Annotated in this window: 20 protein-coding genes; 2 read left to right on the forward strand and 18 right to left on the reverse strand. The window is 29.5% G+C overall.

Features of this window, described 5'->3' with window-relative positions; translation table 11 throughout:
• Positions 1–347: 347 nt before the first annotated feature.
• The 18 genes from L1S46_RS14275 to purR all read right to left on the reverse strand — a co-directional run bounded on the left by L1S46_RS14275 (position 348) and on the right by purR (position 18,761).
• Positions 348–758: a S1 domain-containing RNA-binding protein gene (locus tag L1S46_RS14275; protein WP_011967460.1), complete on the reverse strand. Its 411-nt coding sequence runs from the start codon at positions 756–758 to the stop codon at positions 348–350.
• Positions 759–907: 149 nt separating this feature from the next.
• On the reverse strand, positions 908–1,195 hold the full coding sequence (locus L1S46_RS14280; RefSeq protein ID WP_077837368.1) for a septum formation initiator family protein: 288 nt from the start codon (positions 1,193–1,195) through the stop codon (positions 908–910).
• Positions 1,196–1,272: 77 nt separating this feature from the next.
• Positions 1,273–1,665, reverse strand: a complete 393-nt coding sequence (gene yabQ, locus L1S46_RS14285) for a spore cortex biosynthesis protein YabQ (RefSeq protein WP_011967458.1) — start codon at positions 1,663–1,665, stop codon at positions 1,273–1,275.
• Between the two features lie 9 nt (positions 1,666–1,674).
• Positions 1,675–1,968 (reverse strand): sporulation protein YabP, encoded by a 294-nt coding sequence (gene yabP / locus L1S46_RS14290; RefSeq protein ID WP_011967457.1) that lies wholly within the window; start codon positions 1,966–1,968, stop codon positions 1,675–1,677.
• A 203-nt stretch (positions 1,969–2,171) separates the two neighbouring features.
• Positions 2,172–2,432, reverse strand: coding sequence for an RNA-binding S4 domain-containing protein (locus tag L1S46_RS14295; RefSeq protein WP_238900297.1), 261 nt, complete (start codon positions 2,430–2,432; stop codon positions 2,172–2,174).
• Positions 2,433–2,502: 70 nt separating this feature from the next.
• Entirely contained in the window at positions 2,503–2,778 is a 276-nt protein-coding gene (locus L1S46_RS14300) for an HU family DNA-binding protein (protein ID WP_008422747.1), read from the reverse strand.
• A gap of 220 nt (positions 2,779–2,998) precedes the next feature.
• Positions 2,999–4,450: a nucleoside triphosphate pyrophosphohydrolase gene (gene mazG / locus L1S46_RS14305; RefSeq protein WP_238900298.1), complete on the reverse strand. Its 1,452-nt coding sequence runs from the start codon at positions 4,448–4,450 to the stop codon at positions 2,999–3,001.
• Between the two features lie 17 nt (positions 4,451–4,467).
• Positions 4,468–6,003: a polysaccharide biosynthesis protein gene (locus L1S46_RS14310; RefSeq protein WP_238900299.1), complete on the reverse strand. Its 1,536-nt coding sequence runs from the start codon at positions 6,001–6,003 to the stop codon at positions 4,468–4,470.
• A 95-nt stretch (positions 6,004–6,098) separates the two neighbouring features.
• Positions 6,099–6,647 carry a stage V sporulation protein T gene (gene spoVT, locus L1S46_RS14315; protein ID WP_011967453.1) on the reverse strand — a complete coding sequence of 183 codons (549 nt, stop codon included), beginning with the start codon at positions 6,645–6,647 and terminating at the stop codon, positions 6,099–6,101.
• 254 nt (positions 6,648–6,901) lie between these two features.
• A complete protein-coding gene (locus L1S46_RS14320) occupies positions 6,902–7,936 on the reverse strand; it encodes a peptidylprolyl isomerase (protein ID WP_238900300.1) in 1,035 nt (344 codons plus the stop codon).
• Positions 7,937–8,223: 287 nt separating this feature from the next.
• A complete protein-coding gene (gene mfd, locus L1S46_RS14325; RefSeq protein WP_238900301.1) occupies positions 8,224–11,724 on the reverse strand; it encodes a transcription-repair coupling factor in 3,501 nt (1,166 codons plus the stop codon).
• A 14-nt stretch (positions 11,725–11,738) separates the two neighbouring features.
• On the reverse strand, positions 11,739–12,314 hold the full coding sequence (gene pth, locus L1S46_RS14330) for an aminoacyl-tRNA hydrolase (RefSeq protein ID WP_238900302.1): 576 nt from the start codon (positions 12,312–12,314) through the stop codon (positions 11,739–11,741).
• A 22-nt stretch (positions 12,315–12,336) separates the two neighbouring features.
• Positions 12,337–13,758 carry a HAMP domain-containing sensor histidine kinase gene (locus tag L1S46_RS14335; RefSeq protein WP_238900303.1) on the reverse strand — a complete coding sequence of 474 codons (1,422 nt, stop codon included), beginning with the start codon at positions 13,756–13,758 and terminating at the stop codon, positions 12,337–12,339.
• Positions 13,759–14,445, reverse strand: a complete 687-nt coding sequence (locus L1S46_RS14340) for a response regulator transcription factor (RefSeq protein WP_011967448.1) — start codon at positions 14,443–14,445, stop codon at positions 13,759–13,761.
• A 318-nt stretch (positions 14,446–14,763) separates the two neighbouring features.
• Positions 14,764–15,729, reverse strand: a complete 966-nt coding sequence (locus tag L1S46_RS14345; RefSeq protein ID WP_011967447.1) for a ribose-phosphate diphosphokinase — start codon at positions 15,727–15,729, stop codon at positions 14,764–14,766.
• 47 nt (positions 15,730–15,776) lie between these two features.
• Positions 15,777–17,144 carry a bifunctional UDP-N-acetylglucosamine diphosphorylase/glucosamine-1-phosphate N-acetyltransferase GlmU gene (gene glmU / locus L1S46_RS14350; protein WP_011967446.1) on the reverse strand — a complete coding sequence of 456 codons (1,368 nt, stop codon included), beginning with the start codon at positions 17,142–17,144 and terminating at the stop codon, positions 15,777–15,779.
• 195 nt (positions 17,145–17,339) lie between these two features.
• Positions 17,340–17,615: a septation regulator SpoVG gene (gene spoVG, locus L1S46_RS14355; RefSeq protein WP_011967445.1), complete on the reverse strand. Its 276-nt coding sequence runs from the start codon at positions 17,613–17,615 to the stop codon at positions 17,340–17,342.
• A gap of 330 nt (positions 17,616–17,945) precedes the next feature.
• The gene (gene purR, locus L1S46_RS14360) at positions 17,946–18,761 is read right to left on the reverse strand and encodes a pur operon repressor (RefSeq protein WP_011967444.1); all 816 of its coding nucleotides are present in this window, start codon (positions 18,759–18,761) and stop codon (positions 17,946–17,948) included.
• Between the two features lie 287 nt (positions 18,762–19,048).
• Between purR and murC the strand changes: the two genes are divergently transcribed.
• Positions 19,049–20,428, forward strand: coding sequence for a UDP-N-acetylmuramate--L-alanine ligase (murC, locus tag L1S46_RS14365; protein ID WP_238900304.1), 1,380 nt, complete (start codon positions 19,049–19,051; stop codon positions 20,426–20,428).
• A 36-nt stretch (positions 20,429–20,464) separates the two neighbouring features.
• Complete coding sequence (locus L1S46_RS14370; RefSeq protein WP_238900305.1) at positions 20,465–21,163, forward strand: metallophosphoesterase family protein; 699 nt, start codon at positions 20,465–20,467, stop codon at positions 21,161–21,163.
• Positions 21,164–21,362: the final 199 nt, after the last annotated feature.

Genomic DNA, 21,362 nt, shown 5'->3' on the forward strand with positions numbered 1-21,362 from the left:
ATCGAACCGGTACGGTGTTTAACCACCGCAGGATTTTAAGTCCTGTGCGTCTGCCAGTTCCGCCACTTCGGCATATCTTATAAACTAAGTGCCAACGACAAAGCTAATTATAATACATATTCTTTTTAGTGTCAACAATATTTTTTTATTAATCTTATATATTTAAAATTTTAATTGCAATAATCAGTAAATCACAAGTTTTAAGCACTATAAATATCCATTTATAATCTTAATAATGCAGAATAAACTGTAAACAAATATAAAAATTTCTCTACAAATCTATTCTACATTTGAAATTTATCAAGCAAATTTTATATTTATTTTCCTAATAAAGATTTCAAAAATTTTTAACAGCCTTTTTTTCCACCTTTACTTTTAAATTCTTGATGTTTCTTTACATCTTGCATTCTTTCTTCGCTATCTTTTAGAAACTTAGACATAATATCTTCGAAATTTCCTGAATTAGTAGTTTTCTTCTTATCAGGTGCCTTCCAATCAATCTCTGCTGGTTTAACCGATTTTCTTTGAACATTTGCTTGCTTTATTGAAAGACTGATTTTACCATTATCATCAATTGAGATAACTTTCACTTTCACTTTATCTTGCTCACTAAGATGTTCTCTAATATCTTTTACGTAAGAATCTGCCACTTCTGAAATATGAACTAATCCAGTTTTGCCTTCAACTTCAATAAAAGCTCCAAAGTTTGTGATGTTTATCACTGTGCCCTCTACTATGTTTCCTGCCATTAAGGTCATGTTTAAAAGACTCCTCCTTAAATTTAAAAATATATAAATTTATAAGAACAAATCTGCTGTGCAGATGCTCTTTAATTTAGAATACAAATTTAATTATTTAGCTACTATAATATTACCAGAGTTTTATAAGTTTTTCTATAAATTGAAATTTAATTTTGATTTGTTATCTCTCCATTAACAACTTTTTCACCAGGCTTAATCATCCCAAGTCTTTCCCTTGCTAATTTTTCAAGATAATCCGATGAATTTGAATTAATTTTATCAACTTCATCTTGAAGTCTTTCGTTTTTTTGATTAATTTCATTTAACTGAACTTGCTTACTGTCAATTTCCTTTTGAATTCTATTCATTGTTATACTTTGCCTAATATAACTAAAGGCAAAGAAAATGATAAATCCAGTAATTATTGTCCGCTTTAATATTAACTTCGTTTTCATCTATAAGAACCTCTATTTTGCAAATTCTCTTAAGTCTATTGTAAACACTATATTAGTATTATTCAAGTAATTTTTTATCATTTCCTTTTATCTGTAATTTTATATGCAATTATTTTTAATGGATACAATAAATTTTTTAATAAAATTCTAATCAATTTATAAGATAATTTTGCAATCAGCATCTCGCTGTTATAAAAATACTTACTAATAAATTTGAAGTATAATATAATGGCCATAATTATGAAAATATATACATAGGGAGTTAAAAATGCATAATTAGTATATAATAAAAAGGTAAAAACAATCAAAGCAATAAGTACACAAAATAGCATATCTTCTATTATTGTTAATATCTTTATAGAGTTTAATCCTCTTATTCCTCTATATATATCAAACAATATTCCCGTTATAACACCTCCAATTAAGCTGCATATAACAAGATTAATCTGCATATTCAATCCTAAAGGCATACTATATTCCTACTTAAACAATCTGCTTATTATGCTTTCATTGCTTTTCTTAGATATCTTTCCGTTATATACCATAGATGCAATGCTTCCAGCAATTATAACATCACCATTTTGCACATCCAACTTGTTCATTTTTAACTCTTCTCCCTTGATAGTTAAATTTCCTAGATTAGTTGTTAAATCTATTTTTTGCTCATCAAAACTTATAACCTCTATAACACCACTTAAAGTTAATTTTTTTCTATTCTCTAGAGATAAACTTGATTTATTATCTTCTACTTTATTTTCCACTCTTTTCTCCATTAAAAATTCCTCCATTTATTTTTCTTATACAATATATGTTTGTATTTTGCATTTTAGAATTTAGAACCTTTAATAAGTTAAGTATAGTGGAATTTATTTCTTAAAAGCTGTTAAGTGTTATTATTTATGATAATTTCACTTAACATAAATCTTTTTTGTTCAATACCCATATATAGATAAAGAGTAGATAAACTATATAGTTTCTACTCTTTATCTTCTTCACCCTCAAGGATAATATACATTTCTTTTGCTTCTTCTTTTCTCACATGTTCTACTACACTAGCAATTTCTGCTTTTAATACTTTATTAGCAAACGTTATTTCAATTATATCCCCTTCTTTTATTTTTGTAGAAGGCTTTGCTATTTTCCCGTTTATTAATATACGGCCACTCTCACATATTTCTTTCGCTACAGTTCTTCTTTTTATAATACGCGATACCTTTAAATATTTATCTAGCCTCACAATTTCTCCTCCATTCAAAAGAACCCGAGAAAACTCGGGTTCATATTTACTCTGTCTAACTTGTATTTTATTACTTGTTAACTTTATCTTTGAATTCCTTACCTGCTTTAAATACTGGAACTGTTGTTGCAGGAATGTTTATAACTTCTTTAGTTCTAGGATTTCTTCCTTCTCTAGCTGCTCTTTCTCTAGTTTCAAAAGTTCCAAATCCAACTAATTGAACCTTTTCTCCTTTTTCTAGTGCTTCCTCAACACTTTCAATTAAAGCTTTTAATGCTAATTCTGCATCTTTTTTTGTTAATTTACTTTTTTCCGCCATACTAGTAATTAATTCTGCTTTATTCACAATAACATCCTCCTTAAAATCCAGTTACATATTTTCTAACTGTTTTCTTTATGTACTAAATTGCACTTCTTTATTATATAACCTCTTCAGCTACCCGTCTATAGAAAAACGCTTTCTTTTCCTATATATAACTAAATAATCCAATAAATCGTTACAAAGTAGTTCTTTATAAAATTATTATTCTTCATAAACTAGAAAATTCCTTTATTTAAATTACCTATTAACCTAAGTTTTTTGAAATTTCCCATAGTTCATTCATTTCATCTAAAGTCATACTTGTTAATTCAATATTCTTATCTTTAGCTGCTCTTTCAATATACTGAAATCTTTTCATAAACTTGTCTATAGTATAATTTAATGCTATTTCTTCGTCTACTTTCAGAAACCTTGCAATATTTACACATGAAAATATTAAATCTCCGACTTCTTCTTCTATTTTCTCCACATTTTCTGTATTATATACATCAATTACTTCTTTTAACTCTTCTTTTACCTTACTTACAGCAAAATCTATATTTTCAAAGTCAAATCCAACCTTACTTGCTTTTTCTTGAATCTTATGTGCTCTTAAAAGTGCAGGTAGTCCCTTTGTTATTCCTTTCATTTCATCTCCAACACTATTATATCCCTTTTCTTTCTTCTTTAACTCATCCCACTTCATTAGTACATCTTCTGAGGAATTCAATCCATCAGCATCTTTAAATACATGAGGATGCCTACTTATCATTTTATTACAAATTCCTTCTATCACATCTCCTATATCGAAATATCCGTCTTCTTTTCCAATAGATGCATGAAAAACAACTTGAAGAAGTACATCTCCTAATTCTTCGATTAACGAATTATCATCATCTTGATCTATTGCGTCTATTACCTCATAGCTTTCTTCTATTAAAGCCTTCTTAAGAGACTTATGAGTTTGTTCTCTATCCCACGGACATCCATCTTCACCTCTCAAAACTTCTATTATATCTAAAAAGTCATTAAAGTCTTTTTTGTTTTTTAAATCCTTTGGTATATAAATAGATGTTAAATAATCTATGTCCTCCTGCATATCCAGTTCAAATAACGGTATCTTTCTTATGCTTTCCTGACCTTCTATTCCGGCTGCTCTTACATAATAAATCTCTGTTTCATCATTATAGCATTCTAGCAATCTTAATTTAACTTCTGATGCTATCAATTGATTGTATACCTGAGTAACAATTGTTCCTATTCTTTTGTCTAAAATTTGGTTACTTATGTCAAAAGAGTCTATAACCTTTAACCCCTCTATAGGATCAATCTTAAGGCTTTCAATCATTGCATCGATAAAACTTACTGCTGGTATAACTTTATATTCTATTCCATTTTCTTTACATAGTTCTATTAAGTTAAATACTGATTTTTCTGCAACCAATGGATGACCTGGAACTGCATAAATTAAATCAGTCATATTCTTATGTTTATTAATTATGTCTTTTGCGATATTTAAGTATACTTCATCAAAATTATCTATGCTATCATAAATATTATCATAAGTATCAAATACAATATTTTTTTCCTTCAGGTAATCTACTGTTGGATGCTTTTCTGTTCTTAGAAATATATGCTTGCTTGCTTCGAGTTCATTTATTGTTCCTATTGTCAATGCATCCTTACTTCCTGGTCCTAATCCCACTATCTTAATCATTAGAATTTCTCTCCTTTTTACTTTCTTTTAAATCTATCTCTTATTTCTTCAACATTAAATACCTTGAATACAATTATCATTATAATATATACTATCATACCCAAAAATATAGATGTCAAGCAAGATATTCCATTACTAATTGTATTCTTATATAAAATATTATAACTTATTAATACAATTAACATCATAATACTGGATGCATAGCAAGGTTTTATTAATATTTCGTATAAATTAAGCCTTACTCTTAGTGTAAATTTCATCATCACTATATTTAAAATACTTACTGTTAAATAAGCTCCAAAGCTCGCCAAAACAGCACCATATATGTTAAACATTTGCATAGGAACTAATACCCACGTTAATACAATTTTAATCAAACACCCAATCAAGAGGTTAATAACAGGTTTTATATAATGCCCTGTTCCTTGTAGTATTGCTGTTGTTGTTTGAGTAATTATTATAAAAGGAATTGTTAATGATAAATATTTTAATATCTCTATTCCTTCAAACCTACCCGGAAATATAAACTTCATTACTGGTTCAGCTAAAAAGAATAATCCAAAAGTACACGGAATAGCAATTACTGATGCCATTTTCATAGATGCATCTATTTTGCCTTTTAGTTCTTTCTGTTTCTTAAGTATAAAATTCTCAGCTATGATAGGAATTAGAGATGTACAAATAGCCATAGAAAGAGTTAATGGAATATTTACAATTACAGACGCTTTTCCTGTTAGTTGCGCATATAATACAGTTGATTGAACATTTGTGAAGCCCGCATCTAATAGTTTTTGTGGTACTAAAATGGAATCTATTAAATTCATAATACTTGATACTGTAGTACCTAATGATATTGGTATTGCAATCTTTAATATAGTATTTAATATTTCTGGATTGCTTTTTATTTTTTTAATGGCATAACGTTTCTTTACTCTTTTATAATTCGAGTATAAATAAGCTCCTCCAAGAACAGCTCCCGCAGTTGCTCCAAATGCTGCACCACCTGCTGAGTACTCTATGCCTCTAGGTAGTAAAAATACAGCAAGTCCAACACCGAATATGACTCTACCAATCTGCTCTATTATCTGTGATATAGCTGACGGAGTCATATTTTGCAGCCCTTGAAAGAATCCTCTAAATATAGTTACAAATGATATTACAATTGGTGCAAATGATATTCCGATTAATGAATAATACGCTTTTGGATCCCACTTCAAAAATAATACTATTGGTTTTGCAAAAAAGAATAATGCTAAAGTTGTGCCTGTCCCTATTATTGTCATTAAAATAGCAGATTCTTTCATTACTTCAAAGCTTCCATATATATCATTTGTTGCATTCTTTTCTGATATCATCTTAGAAATTGCAACTGGAACTCCAGAAGCCATAGCTATAAAAAACATATATAGCGGGTATGACATTTGATAATATCCAATTCCCTCATCTCCAATTAACATTATTAGTGGCCATCTAAAGAATAGACCTAAAAATCTTGTTAATATTCCTGCAACTCCAAGAATTATGCTCCCTCTTATTAGGGATTGTTTTTTCATAAAACACCTCCAACCTTACATGTTACTAATTAATTATTATTGTAAGTTTGGAGGTATTATTCCTTTTATTTTCATAATGTGGTTATTTATAAGTATTATTGCTCCATTTGTTTACCTAAGAATGCTGCTGCTGTCTCAACTAGCTTTGTTTCAACTTCACCAAGCTCTCCATCTTCTTTTGAAAGAATAATTACAGCTCCTATTTCATCACCCTCAGCTATGATTGGTGATATAACTTGACTAGTATACTCTGTTTCATCGTCATCATTATGTAATGGTATTACTGCGTTATCAGCTTTATTTAATAATACAGTTTTTCTTCCGTCCATTATCTTTTCTAGCTCACTGCTTACTTTTCTTTCTATGTAGTCTTTTTTTGGTGCACCACTTACTGAAACAAATGCATCTTTATCAGCTATTAGTACTACATGACCTATAACTTGTTGCAAGCTTTCACAATATTCCTTTGAAAAGTTAGTAAGTTCTTCAATCGGTGAATATTTTTTTAAAATTACTCCACCATCTCTATCGGTAAAAATTTCTAAAGGATCCCCTTCTCTTATTCTTAAGGTTCTCCTTATTTCCTTTGGTATTACTACTCTTCCTAAATCATCAATTCTTCTAACAATTCCTGTTGCCTTCATTGGTTATATAACCTCCTTTGAACTCTATTAATTGGTTGCACTATTATTATTTGAATTTCTAGAAATTTTATACACTTATAGACAAATTTTATATTAATTATTTTTTTGTTAATATAAATGCTGTTATTTCAATGTAATACATATAGTAGAAACAAAAATAGGACTACTTTGAATAATCAGAGATATTTCAAAGTAGTCCTAACTTTCATTATTAACAGCTAAATTATTAATAGCTACCTAATTATATTTTAGTATTATAATTTATCTTCATAAGTTTTTACTTTTAGGTCTGTTTTCCATTCTGTAATCTTAGAACTTAAAGCATCTTGTTGCTTTTGTTGTAATAATGATGATTTTATTTGATCTTTAACTTGTTCAAAAGGAGTTACTTGTGAGTCTTTTAATCCAGTAGCCTTAATTATATGATATCCGAACTGACTCTTTACTGGCGCTGAAATTTCCCCTTCTTTCAAATTCTTAAACCCATCCATAAATTCAGCAACTAATTGTGTTGAGTTATATGCTACAAATCCTAAACTACCACCATTATCTTTAGTTCCTGAATCTGTTGAGTTTTCCTTAGCTAATTTCGCAAAATCAGCTCCAGAATCTAATTTTGCTTTTATAGCGTTAGCTTTTGTTAATGATGCATCATAATCTATTGATCCATCACTAGCCTTTTCAGCTATTAGAATATGTGATGCATTCGCTCCAGCTCCTTGTGTATATTTTGAATCCTTATTTTCATTATAATATGTTTGAACATCGTCATCAGTAACTTCTATATCTTTCACTATATCTTGTTGAACAGCCTGCATTATAACATTATTTTTTACAACATCTTTTAGCTGATCTTCAGTCAATCCATTTTGCTCTAGAACACTTTCAAATTGTCCTTCTTCTGAATATTGGGATTTAATTTGAGCTATCTGATCATCAACTTGCTTATTTATATCATCATCAGATGGCTTAAGATTTAACTCAGTAGCCTTTTGTAATACTACTTTTTGAGTTACTAAGCTATCTAATTCCTGTTTTTTTGCTTGTTGTAACTGATCTTTAACTTGAGCATTACTTTCATAATTATCTCCATACTGCTGTTTTAGTTGTGCAGTATACTTTTCCATTTCTTTATCTAAATCACCTTTTGTTATTTTTTCATTTCCAACTGTTGCAAGAACTGTTTTCTGTATCGCTTCTGGTGTTTTCTCAATCATTTTGCAACCCATAGCTGATACCGCAATTGTCACCATAGCTAAAGCTGCAACAAATTTTTTTAATTTTTTCAAAGTTTTCCCCTCGCTTATTCTAGATTTAAACCCACTAAAAATAACTTTCCACATAAATATATATAATTTAGACAAGCTAAAATCACTTTTCAAATTCTACTTAAACAAAACTTTCTAGAATTATAAAACGAAATTTGAAAAGCTAAATTAATTTTTGTCGGACAATATTATTCTTTTAGGTTTCTTACTGTAAAAATTCATAACATTAGTATATCAATATTGCTTTTATAATTCAAATTTTTTACACTATTTTATTTCTTCTACTTTTCTTTTATATCATAGATTTGTTACAATATTATGTCATCGAAAACTTCCTTCAGAAACTCCAATTTATTTTCCTTCTTAATATATTTTAATTTAAATGCGAAATAAGGGTTTGAACCAAACTTTAATACTACGCTATTCTTATATTTTTCCATCAATATTTTAAATATATTTTTATATTCACTTTCACCTTGTGAAAACTTGAACAATAATTCTTTTGGAGTTTCTTTTATCTCTTCAATGAATATAGATTTAGCTCTACTCTTTATATAAGCAATATCCATTAAATTATACACAGGTTCTGGTATCTTAGAGTATCTATCTTCTAGTTCTTCTTTGATATCACTATAATCGTCTAATCCCTCAATTGCAGCAATTTTCTTATAAACTTCAATTTTTTGAATTTCATCTTCTATATAATTTTCTGATATAAAGGCATCTACTTTTATATCTAAGGTTGTTTCTATAGGTTCTTTTTGAATTTCACCTTTAAGAAGTTTAACAGTATCTTCAAGCATTCTGCAATACAGATCATATCCTATAGAGGCCATATGTCCATGTTGAGAAGATCCCATCATATTACCTGCACCTCTAATTTCCAAATCTCTCATAGCTATTTTAAAACCAGAGCCCAATTCAGTGAAATCCTTTAATGCTTTAAGCCTTTTTTCAGCAACTTCTGTTAATACTTTATCCTTAGTATATAGCAAATACGCATATGCAATTCTATTTGATCTTCCAACTCTACCTCTAAGCTGATATAACTGAGAAAGTCCCATCTTATCTGCATCATATATTATTATAGTATTTACATTTTGAATATCCATTCCAGTTTCTATTATAGTAGTGCAGACTAATACGTTATACTCTTCTGACATAAAGTCAAACATTTCCTTCTCAAGTTGTCTTTCTGCCATTTGACCATGAGCAATTCCGACCTTACTCTCTGGAACTAACGATTGAACATACTTAGCCATCCTTTCGATATCTTCCACTCTATTGTATACGAAGTAAACTTGACCGCCTCTACCTATTTCCCTAAGAATTGCGTCTCTTATAAGCTGATCATTTTGTTCAACAACATATGTTTGGACAGGGTATCTTTCTTCTGGTGGTGTTTCTATGACTGAAATATCTCTAACTCCACTTAGCGACATATGCAGGGTTCTAGGAATTGGAGTTGCACTTAGAGTTAAAACATCAACATTTTTCTTAATTCCCTTAATCTTTTCTTTTTGCTTAACTCCAAACCTTTGCTCCTCGTCTACTATTAATAAGCCCAGATCTTTAAATTGAATGTCTTTAGATACCAATCTATGAGTACCTATTAAAATATCTAAATTACCTTCCTTCACCTTCTGAAGTATTTCTTTTTGCTGTTTCGCCGTCCTAAACCTGCTGACCATGTTTATCTTTATCGGAAAATCCGAAAATCTATTTTTTATATTTTTATAATGTTGCTCTGCTAAAATGGTAGTTGGAACTAAAAGAGCAACTTGTTTTCCATCCATTACTGCTTTAAATGCAGCCCTTATAGCAACTTCTGTTTTACCATATCCAACATCTCCACATAAAAGTCTATCCATAGGTTTATCAGATTCCATATCTATCTTTATTTCTTCTAGTGATGTTAATTGGTCTGGAGTTTCTTCAAACGGAAACTCATCTTCAAATTGTTTTTGCCATTCAGTATCCTTGGAAAACTTATGTCCTTTTACAGTACTTCTCATTGCGTAAAGCTTAACTAGATCTTCAGCTATTTCATTTATTGATTTTCTTGCCTTTGCTTTTGCTTTTTGCCATTCAGCGCTTCCAAGTTTATTAACTTTAGGTGACTTTCCTTCACTTCCAATATACTTTTGAATTAAATCTAATTGATCTACTGGAACATATAATTTATCGCCTTTATCATAAACAATATCTAAATAATCTCTTTTATGGCCTCCAACATCTATTTGTTTAATTCCCTTGTATACTCCGATACCATGATTTGCATGTACTACGTAATCTCCCGGCTTTAATTCCGCAAAGCTCTTGATTTTAGAAATTCCCTTTTTCTTTGCTTTACTACTTTTTAATTTTCTCTTTGCCGCACCAAATACTTCTTTATCTGATATTATACATACTTTATATTGGGGATATTCAAATCCTCTCAACTGATTACCAAAAGTTATTACAACTTCACCATATTCAATTTTATCAACAGTATCCTTATAGACACTTTCTATACCTCTATCTCTTAATGTTCCAACTAAACGTTCCCCTCTAGCTCGAGTTCCTGATAAAATTAGTGTCTTATATCCTAAATTCTTTTTACCTAATATTTCGTCAATTAATAAATCTAGCTGACCTTGATAGTTATTTAATGTTGTTTGAGCTACATTTACTATTGATAGTGGCTTTAGCCAGCCAGAAACTTTTGTCAATGCTTCGATAAAAGCAATCTTTTCATCTTCAAATGATTCTAATACTTCTTCTTTATTTATTAATAAATTTCCTTGCCCGGGAAATATATCTCCTCTTTGAGAAAAAGCTGTGAAATTTTCTTCAAACTCTAAATAAGTTGATTCTAATTTTCCATTACATCTTTGAACATTATCTACTATAAAGAAATAATTCTTAAAATAATCAAAAAGACTTTCTGTTTCTTTGGTAAAGTACGGAAGATAACTATCTATTGTTTCAAAAGACGAAGTCTCTTCTAGTAGTTCTAAGTTTTTATTTAATATTTTTCTTAGTTTTTCTACTCTTTCACTATCTTTATCACTTTCCGCAATTTTATTAAACTCTTCCTTAAGCTTATTTCTTCCAACCTCTAACATCTCTTCTGAAACTATTACTTCTTTTGCTGGGAAAATATCTATCTTTTTAACTTTCTCAATACTTCGTTGAGATTCTGTATTAAAGGTTCTTATTGATTCTATTTCATCGCCAAAAAGTTCAACTCTATATGGATAAGTTGAACCTGTTGGAAATACGTCTAATATGCCTCCTCTAAGTGAAAATTGTCCTTTGCCCTCAACCATTTCCACTCTTTCATAACCTGATTGAATTAATTTCTTTGATATATCGGCAAGATTAACTTCATCGCCTTCTTTAAATTTCATGCTGTATTCCAAAAACAAATTATGAGGAGTATATTTTGCAGCAAAAGCTTCTATTGATGTCACTATTATTTTTTTCTTATTATTTAATATTTCATTTATTACTTTTAATCTTGCCCATCTCAAATCTCCAGAGATGGCATCAATATTATAGAAAACCATTTCCTTTACTGGAAAATAATATACCTCACTAGTATAAAATATCAAATCTTCATAAAGATTTTTTGCCTCCATATCGCTTTGAGTTACAATCACAATTGATCTGTTAGTATTTTCAAATATTCCACTTATAATGTATCCTCGACCTGATTCAGATGCACCATATATACCAATAGGGTATCTTTTACTTTCAATCCCTTGTATTATGTCTTGAAATTCTAAACTACTTTCCAAGGGCTCCAATAACCCTTTTAATCTCATCCCATGCACCTTCCTTAAACTGTTGTACTCGCCTTGAACCCATTGAACTGATTCATAGCTGTCTTAACATCATTTTTAATTATTTCCGCCACCGCCTTTGTGGACGCTTCTATACTTTCACTTAAAATAGCAGTTTCTTCTTTTGTAAATTTACCTAATACATGCTTTACTAAATCTCCATTAGGTTGTCCTACCCCTACTTTTATCCTTGAGAAAATTTCACTATTTAAATGTGCTATAATGCTCTTTATTCCATTATGCCCTCCAGCACTTCCTTTTTCTCTTATTCTTAATTTTCCAACTTCTAGGCTGATATCATCATATATAACTAGTATCTCATCGTTGTTAAGGTTATAAAAATCAACTACTTCTCTTACACTTTCACCACTTAAGTTCATGTAAGTAGTTGGCTTTAAAAGCATAACCTTTTTTCCATTTATAAAACCTTCTCCATACATACCTTTAAATTTTTGCCTGTTTATTTCAATATTATACTCTTTTGCAATATTATCAATAACTTTAAAACCAATATTATGTCTTGTATTCTCATACTCATTCCCTGGGTTTCCAAGACCTACTATTAAAAACATACTTGTGTCCTCCTTAGCGCTCTTATCTAATCTTATTATTTTTATATTTTGTAAGAGAAAATGTAAATGTGACTCCTATATTAGGATGATTCTTGACCCATACTTCCTCACCTTGTTGCATAATTATCATTCTTACTATTGGCAATCCGAGTCCAGTACTAACTTTGTTTGTTCTAGATTTATCTGATTTATAAAATCTATTCCATATATGCCTTATTTCTTCATCTGCAATTTTAGGTCCATTATTATATATCTCAACAAATACTTTAGACCCCTTGGAATATGTACTAATTCTTATAATTCCATTATTTCCGCAGTATTTTATTGCATTATCTAATAAATTAGTTATGACTTGCATTGTCTTGTCTTCATCAGCTTTTACATAACAATTCTGGTCTTTCAAATCTATTTTTAACATTATTTGCTTTTCTCTTATCTTTTGTTCATTATTTATAACACATAATCTAATTAACTCATTTATATCGTTCTTTCTTATATTGAATTTTAATTTACCTGATTCAATGGCTGATAAATCTAGTAAATCATTAATTAATCTTGTAAGTCTTTTTATCTCACTGTATACTATGTCTAAATAATATCCTTCTTTATCCCTTGGAATTACTCCATCTATTATTCCAGCAATAAATCCCTTTATAGAAGTTATTGGTGATCTCAACTCATGAGAAACATTTGATATAAAATCTCTTCTATTATTCTCAACCTTTTCTAAAGACTCCGCCATTATATTAAATGAACTTGCCAACTCACCAATCTCATCACACGATTCTATATGAACTCTTTTATTAACTTCTCCATTAGCAAACCTTTTGGCTGCCTTGTTTATTTCAGCTAAAGGATTAATCAATATTTTCTTTGAAACTAATGATAAAACTACAGATGCAAATACCATTGCTCCTAATGCCGATATCCATACAATAAGATATATTCTATGCAACTGTTTACCTATTGTTGATAAAGGAGCTGTCATGACAATATATCCTTGAAACTCATCATCTTCTAATATCGGATATATATAGGTGTAACGATCTCCAATATACTCTACTGGCTTTCCATCCAATAAAGAATATTTACTATTATCTAGATTCTCTGGTTTATTGTCTATCTCCTTAGTACTTGAAGTTTTGGAGTATATATATATATTATCAAACTTATCAGAAACAGTAATATCAGCATTTGCTCCAACACTTGACATATCCACTATAGCCTGTAATTTATCATATTCCAATGAATTTTTGTTAGAATTGTATGTTTTTATAGATTCGGATATATACTCTCCATCTTTCTGAAACTGCACCTTCTTTTCAGTAAAATATGTTATTCTAAACCATATAGATAATAACCAAGCTAATGAAACTAAAACAATAGTCAAAATAACTATAAATGTTATTATAAGTTTTTGAAGTAAGCTTCCACTCTTTTTCATTTAATTTACCTCAAATTTATAACCAACACCCCATACTGTTTGGATTTCCCACTGTTCTCCACTACTTAATTTTTCTCTTAATCTTTTTATATGAACATCTACAGTTCTAGAATCTCCTGGATAATCATATCCCCATACTTCACAAAGTAATTGCTCTCTCGTAAAAACTTTATTTTTATTATTAGCCAAATAATATAATAGTTCAAATTCCTTTGGTGGCATTTTTATTTCTTCTTCATTATATATAACTTTATACGAAGTTGAATCTATTGATAAATCACTTAATTTTATTACTTCATTTTTAATATTCTCTGAAGAATATCTCCTTAATACAGCTTTTACTCTGGCTAACAACTCTTTAGGTTCAAAAGGTTTTACTATATAATCATCTGCACCAATTTCCAGTGCTAAAACCTTATCAAAGGTGTCCCCCTTTGCTGTAATCATTATAACTGGAGTTTCCTTCTGTTTTCGTATCCATTTTAGAATATCAATTCCATCTATATACGGTATCATAACATCAAGCAAGACAATATCTGGATTATATTCTAAATAAAATTCTTGAGCCTCTTTACCATTCAAGGCTATCTTTGTATTATATCCAGAGCTTTTTAAATACATGTCTATAACTTCACTAATGTTTTCATCGTCATCCACAATCAGAACCTTGGTTGTAACTCCATCCACTCTTCTTTCCTCCTTAATTTATTACTATTACATAAGCATTCATATCCTAATATAACATAAATATACTATTTATTATAGAAAACAAAATTATCCTTTAATTATAATAAATATTCTAAAAATATATAAGTATAATAATTATTTAATAGATCCTATTTTAATTAAATCATAAAACTTTTCTCGTTTACAATCTTAATATTGACTTAATAAAATAAATTTATTTAACTATAAAAAATAGAATATATATTCACCCTAATTACTTAGAGTAAATATACATTCCTTTCAATATCTTATTTATTTAAAAACTCTTTAAATTATTATTTATTGTTGACATTCAAATAACTTACTTATTGGTTGATCATCATAAATTCTCTTTATTGCTTCTGCAAATAAAGGGGCTACTGATATAGATCTAATTTTGCTATTATCGTTACCTTCTTTTAACGGAATTGTATTTAATAGTACTAATTCTTCAATTGCTGAAGTATTTATCCTGTCCATTGCAGGGCCAGACAATACTCCATGTGTACAGCAAGCATATACATTCTTAGCCCCTAAATCCTTAAGTGCATTCGCTGCATTTGCAATAGTTCCTGCTGTATCTATCATATCATCAATTAATATACATCTTTTTCCTTCAATATCACCAATAATATTCATTATTTCTGAAACATTTGCCTTTGGCCTTCTCTTATCTATGATTGCTATTGGAGCATGTAAATTATCCGCAAATTTTCTTGCCCTCGTTACACTTCCTAAATCTGGTGAAACTACAACAACATCATCTTGATCTACTAATCCTTTTGATATATAATGCTCAGCAAGTATTGGTGCTCCAAGTAAATGATCTACTGGAATATTAAAGTATCCTTGAATCTGAGATGCATGTAAATCCATAGTTAAGACCCTGTTTGCTCCCGCTGCAGTCAATAAATCTGCAACCAGTTTTGCGGTTATAGGATCTCTTGATTTAACTTTCCTATCCTGCCTAGCATATCCATAATACGGAATAACCGCTGTAATTCTACCCGCTGATGCCCTTTTAAATGCATCAATCATAATTAGCAATTCCATTAGATTGTTATTAACAGGTGAAGATGTAGATTGAACTATGAACACATCATTCCCTCTAACAGTTTCATTAATATCAACAGATATTTCACCATCGCTAAAAGTTGAAACCTTAGAGTTTCCTACTGGAACTCCTAAAATCTCTGCTATATCTTGAGCTAACTGTGAGTGCGAATTTCCAGTAAATACTTTTATATTTCTTCCATGAGTTATCATAATTGAGAAGACCTCCTTAAAATTTTGGCTGATTTATTATTAAAAAATTATTTTTTTAATCCCTTTTTATCTACCCATCCACTGATATTTCTTTGCTTAGCTCTTGCAACTGCAAGATCACCTTCTTTTACTTCAGATGTAATGGTCGATCCTGCCGCAATATAAGTATTATCGTGAATTGTGACAGGTGATACCAAATTGGTATTACAGCCTATAAAGCTATGATCTCCTATAATAGTCTTATGTTTATTCTTACCATCATAATTTACAACTACTGTACCACATCCGAAATTACATTCCGATCCCACTTCTGCATCTCCTATATAAGTTAAGTGAGAGACTTTAGTTCCATCTCCAATAGTAGATTTCTTTATTTCTACAAAATCTCCTATTCTTGCATGCTTACCAATTGTCGTTTCTGGTCTTATATACGCAAACGGACCAACAGTAGTATTATCACCAATATTACTATTTAATATAACTGAAGCTTGAACATCTACCTCATTACCAATATTACTATCAACAATTCTTGAATTTTGATAAATTAAGCAGTTATTACCTATCTTTGTATTTCCCTCTAAAATATTATTAGGATATATTATTGTATCTTTGCCTATTTCAACATCAATCCCTATATATGTTGTTCTAGGATCAATTAGAGTAACTCCATTTTCCATATGCATAAGATTTATTCTATTCTTAAGTATTTCTTCTGCTTCTGCTAACTGAACTCTTGAATTTACTCCTATAGTTTCTTCATATTCAGTTACGACTGCACCTATTTTTTTACCTTGAGATTTTAATATTCCTATAGCATCTGTAAGATAATACTCACCTTGTCCATTATTATTTGTTATCTTGTTTAATGCATCTACAAGTAGCTCAATATCAAAACAATATATTCCTGAATTCATCTCATTTATCTTAAGTTCTTCTTCAGTGCAATCTTTATGCTCTACAATTTTTGATACGCCGTCATTCGTTCTTACTATTCTTCCATAACCTGTAGGATCATTAACTATTGCTGTTAATATAGTTGCTGAATTTTTTGCTTCTATATGTTCATTAAATAGCCTTTCAATTGTTGATTGCTTTATTAAAGGAGTATCACCAGTAAAAATTGCGACTACTCCTTTCTTATCCTTTAAGAACTCTTCAGCACACTTAACAGCATGACCAGTTCCTAATTGTTCAGCTTGCATTGAATAACTAACATTTCTATCTAATGTTCTCTCTTTAACAAGCTCAGCACCTTTCCCTATAATTACATCTATATCATCAATTCCTGATTTTCTTATCGAATCTATAACATGTTTTAGCATTTCTTTACCACATACTTTATGCAATACTTTAGGTAAATCAGATTTTATTCTTTTACCTTGACCCGCTGCTAAAACCAGTGCACATTTATACATTATATACCACACCTCATTTATAAATTTATATTAACACGATTATTTACTTACAATAATCGGTTAAATATTCATATCAATTTAATTATATTGGAAAGCTACTCTTATTTCAACCCATTAGTACATTTAATATTTGGCTATAGAAATACTTTATGACAAAACAAAAGGAAGTTATTAAAACTTCCTTTTGTTAAAATCCTAGCCTTCTACAACTTCTTCTGAGACTGCTTTTTCATAAGCTTCTAAAATTGCAGTTTGTATTTTTTCTCTTGCTTCTGTATTTATTGGGTGAGCTATATCCTTAAATTCTCCATCTGGTGTTTTTCTACTAGGCATAGCAATAAATAAACCCATTTGTCCTTCTATAACTTTGATATCATGAACTACAAATTCATTATCAAATGTGACAGAAACTATTCCTTTCATTTTACCTTCTGATGCAATTTTTCTAATCCTAACATCTGTTATTTGCATTTTACTCCACCCCTCCCAGTTGCCTTAAAAATATTTAATATTATATAATTTCTCCACAAATTTCTAAATTCCTTTTTTATATTTGATAAATCCTTATAAAATTTATTTTTTTGTGTAATCTTATACAAATACCAAATTTCTGGGATTGTCCTATTTGAATTTCAGAACAATTTCTATTCACGACAACTTGAAATAACAATAAATATTTACCATAAAATTAATATTTTTTTTGTTGGGCCTATCTACAAATTTAATGTTCATTTATATGTATACTGAATTAAAAGTATTTGGAATTACGCAGCATCTTTAGAGTAAAATTTTCTGTTAATTCTAAGAAAATGTTTTTGAAGGTTGTATCCCTATAATTGCTGATTTATCAACAGCTTTTAACTCTACAATAGAAACATATTCGTCTACTAATTTTTTTTCAATTTGCTTATTATCGACTAATACTCCTATTCCTACTAGCTCGCTATCGAACTCTTTCAATAAGTCCTTAATACCTATTGCAGTTCCTCCACCCTTCATGAAATCATCAATGAATATACATTTACTTGATGGTTTCATGGACTTTTTTGATAGAGACATTTGTTGCAATCTTCCATTGCTTCCTGATACATAGTTTATAGTAACTGTAGGACCTTCCGTTACTTGACTATCTCTTCTAGCAATAACTAATTGTACGCCTAAATTTCTAGCAACCTCATAAGCTAAAGGAATACCTTTAGTTTCTACCGTTATTACATAATCAATCTCTTTTCCTTGAAAACACGATGAAAGCATGACTCCTGCTTTATTTATTATCTTAGGATCATACATTAGATCCGTCATATATATTATATTTCCCGGTATAACTCTTCCATCATCACTTAATTGCTGACATAATTCTAATGCAAAAGCTTTCTTCTCTTCTTCGCCACTTTGAGGAATGTATTTTATCCCACCTGCTACTCCTGCAATTGTTTCAACTTTACCCATTTCAAGTCTTTCTAGAATTTCTCTAACAACAACAATATCTTCACTTATAGTGGATTTAGCTGCATTTAGTAATTCTGAAAATTTATTTAATCCCAATATTTTATTTGGGTTTTCTAATAATATTTTTGTTATGGCAACTACCCTATTATTTCTTGTAAACTTCTCCATAAAATCACCCACACGAATTTTTTTTATATTAAATCGCTTTAATATTCATATTTTATGCTAATTTCAAGTTAATATCAATATTTTTAGTTATAAAGTTAATTTATATTTATAACTTGTTCACAAACTCGCTAAATATGCATAAAATATTGTGTATTTATTTTTTACTATGGTTGATTTTTTGAAAAATGTATATAATTATAGTTAAAGTATAAAATTAAAAATTCTATACTCAAATTTTGGAACTTATAATAACATTTAGTTTTATTAATTAAAAAGGAGTTGATCATTTGTCTTTCAATTTTATAAAAGATAAAGATAAAAAAATTCATTTCATTGGCATTGGTGGAATTAGTATGAGCGGACTTGCTGCTGTTTTATTAAATAGTGGTTATAGTGTATCTGGCTCTGACTTTAAGGATTCTGCAATCATTGATAAATTAAGATCTTCAGGTGCTGAAATTTACATAGGTCATAGAAGAGAGAATATTAATAATGTAGATTTAGTAGTCTATACAGCTGCAATCCCATCTGATAATCCCGAACTTTTAGAAGCCAAGGAAAAAAATATTGCATTAATGGACAGAGCTGAATTCTTAGGGCAAATTATGAAGGGGCATAAATACAGTGTTGCAATATCTGGAACTCATGGAAAGACTACATGTACATCCATGCTTTCTCATATAACACTTACTGATAATTTAGATCCAACTATCTTAGTTGGTGGTGAATTAGATGCAATTGGAGGAAATTTCAGAATTGGTAATAGTGAATATTTCTTAACTGAAGCTTGTGAATATAAACGTTCATTTTTAAAATTCCCACCTTACGTTGGAATAATTCTAAATATTGATTCTGATCATCTTGATTACTATAAAGATATAGATGAAATTGCTGATACATTTTTACAATTCTCAAGACTTATCCCAGAAGATGGTTATCTTGTTGGATATGCTGACGATCAAAGGGTAAATGAAATTCTGTCTGAGACAAATTGCAATACTCTAAGTTATGGATTTAGTGACAATGCTAATTTAACTGCTAAAAATATTCATTTCAATACAAATGGTTGTGCCACTTTTGATGTGTATAAGGACGGTAAAAACTTATTCAATATTACTTTAAATGTGCCAGGTAAGCATAATATATTGAATGCCCTTGCTTCGATTTGTGTTTCTCTTATATTTAATATTTCTAATGACTGTATTATTGAAGGATTATCGAACTGCAAAGGAGCGCATAAAAGATTTGAATATAAGGGAGAATTAAATGGTGTAACTGTTATAGATGACTACGCTCATCACCCTACAGAAATTAGAGCCACATTAAGTACTGCTAAACAAATGAATCATAATAAGACTTATTGTATTTTTCAACCTCACACTTATACTAGAACAAAGGCCCTATTTGATGAATTTACAGAATGTTTCAATGATGCAGATGAACTTATACTAATGGACATCTATGCAGCTAGAGAGAAAAATACTGGACTTGTATCTTCTGACGAACTTGGTGATGCATTAAGAAATAAAGGATTGAAATGTATCAATGTTCACTCACATGATGAAGCACTTAGTTACGTAAAATCAAAACTAGTTTCTGGTGACCTGCTATTAACAGTAGGTGCTGGTGATGTAGTTATTGTTGGGGAAAAATACCTAAAAGCCTAAATACTTAATTTGCTAAATAACTTAGGAGGAATGCTCATGAAAATAGCAATAATTTCAGATATTCATGCTAATGTCTATGCTCTTATTAATCTTTTAGAAGATATTGATATTGAGAAAGTTGATACAATTATTTGCCTAGGAGATTTGGTTGGTTATGGTCCTCACCCTAACGAAGTAATTTCCATGATCAGGAGACGTCATATTCTTTGCATAAGAGGAAATTATGATAGTTCTGTAGTTGATAATGAATATTCATATATAAGAGAAACTCCTATTAATGCTTTTTCTCTTCCTTGGACAGTTAAAGAATTAAGAGAAGAAAATAGACTATTTCTTGCTAATCTACCTTCAACTTTAACTTTGAATATTGCTAATAAAAGTCTCTTATTTGTTCATGGAAGTCCAGATAAAATAGATGAATATCTCTTAAAGGATGGAGATAATACTTCAGAAGTTATGAACTCCATTTCTAATGATGTATTAATTTGTGCACATACGCATATACCTGGAATGAAGGATTTTAAAAATAAGGTATATATAAACTCTGGTAGTGTTGGAAAGCCTAAGATTGGTAGGCCAAATAGCACTTATTGTATTTTAAATATCAGTAAGGAAGATGGAATGAAAGTTCGGATAAAAGAAATTCCCTACGCATATAAAAGGATAGTTAAAGATATGACAATGTTAAACTTTCCAAAAGAATTGATTCAGAGTTTTGAAAACGGCTTAGAATAGACAAGCATGTTAAATAAATACTCTTAATATAAAAAAAGCTTTATTTTTTATAATTTTACTATAAAAAATAAAGCTTTTTTATGATAAATTACATATATTTGTAGTTTATATATTTATTTCACGTATTATTTATACTCAGACGCTCTAAGGCACTGGTTTATTATATGTTTAGGGACAGGTCCTAAGTTGCATTCACCAA

Source organism: Clostridium sp. YIM B02500 (genome assembly GCF_022324665.1).
GTDB lineage: Bacteria > Bacillota > Clostridia > Clostridiales > Clostridiaceae > Clostridium > Clostridium beijerinckii.

Excerpts from the sequence above, each read along its gene's own strand:
- mfd (WP_238900301.1), bottom strand. The coding sequence starts at position 11,724 with ATGAGATTAAAAGGGTTATTGGAGCCCTTGGAAAGTAGTTTAGAATTT.
- L1S46_RS14310 (WP_238900299.1), bottom strand. The coding sequence starts at position 6,003 with ATGAAAAAACAATCCCTAATAAGAGGGAGCATAATTCTTGGAGTTGCA.
- L1S46_RS14280 (WP_077837368.1), bottom strand. The coding sequence starts at position 1,195 with ATGAAAACGAAGTTAATATTAAAGCGGACAATAATTACTGGATTTATC.
- L1S46_RS14275 (WP_011967460.1), bottom strand. The coding sequence starts at position 758 with ATGACCTTAATGGCAGGAAACATAGTAGAGGGCACAGTGATAAACATC.
- L1S46_RS14335 (WP_238900303.1), bottom strand. The coding sequence starts at position 13,758 with ATGAAAAAGAGTGGAAGCTTACTTCAAAAACTTATAATAACATTTATA.
- L1S46_RS14370 (WP_238900305.1), top strand. The coding sequence starts at position 20,465 with ATGAAAATAGCAATAATTTCAGATATTCATGCTAATGTCTATGCTCTT.
- glmU (WP_011967446.1), bottom strand. The coding sequence starts at position 17,144 with ATGTATAAATGTGCACTGGTTTTAGCAGCGGGTCAAGGTAAAAGAATA.
- L1S46_RS14345 (WP_011967447.1), bottom strand. The coding sequence starts at position 15,729 with ATGATAACTCATGGAAGAAATATAAAAGTATTTACTGGAAATTCGCAC.
- mazG (WP_238900298.1), bottom strand. The coding sequence starts at position 4,450 with ATGATTAAGATAGTGGGATTAGGACCAGGAAGTAAGGATGCATTGACA.
- spoVG (WP_011967445.1), bottom strand. The coding sequence starts at position 17,615 with ATGCAAATAACAGATGTTAGGATTAGAAAAATTGCATCAGAAGGTAAA.
- purR (WP_011967444.1), bottom strand. The coding sequence starts at position 18,761 with ATGGAGAAGTTTACAAGAAATAATAGGGTAGTTGCCATAACAAAAATA.
- yabP (WP_011967457.1), bottom strand. The coding sequence starts at position 1,968 with ATGGAGAAAAGAGTGGAAAATAAAGTAGAAGATAATAAATCAAGTTTA.
- spoVT (WP_011967453.1), bottom strand. The coding sequence starts at position 6,647 with ATGAAGGCAACAGGAATTGTTAGAAGAATTGATGATTTAGGAAGAGTA.
- pth (WP_238900302.1), bottom strand. The coding sequence starts at position 12,314 with ATGTTTTTAATAGTAGGTCTTGGAAACCCAGGGAATGAGTATGAGAAT.
- yabQ (WP_011967458.1), bottom strand. The coding sequence starts at position 1,665 with ATGCCTTTAGGATTGAATATGCAGATTAATCTTGTTATATGCAGCTTA.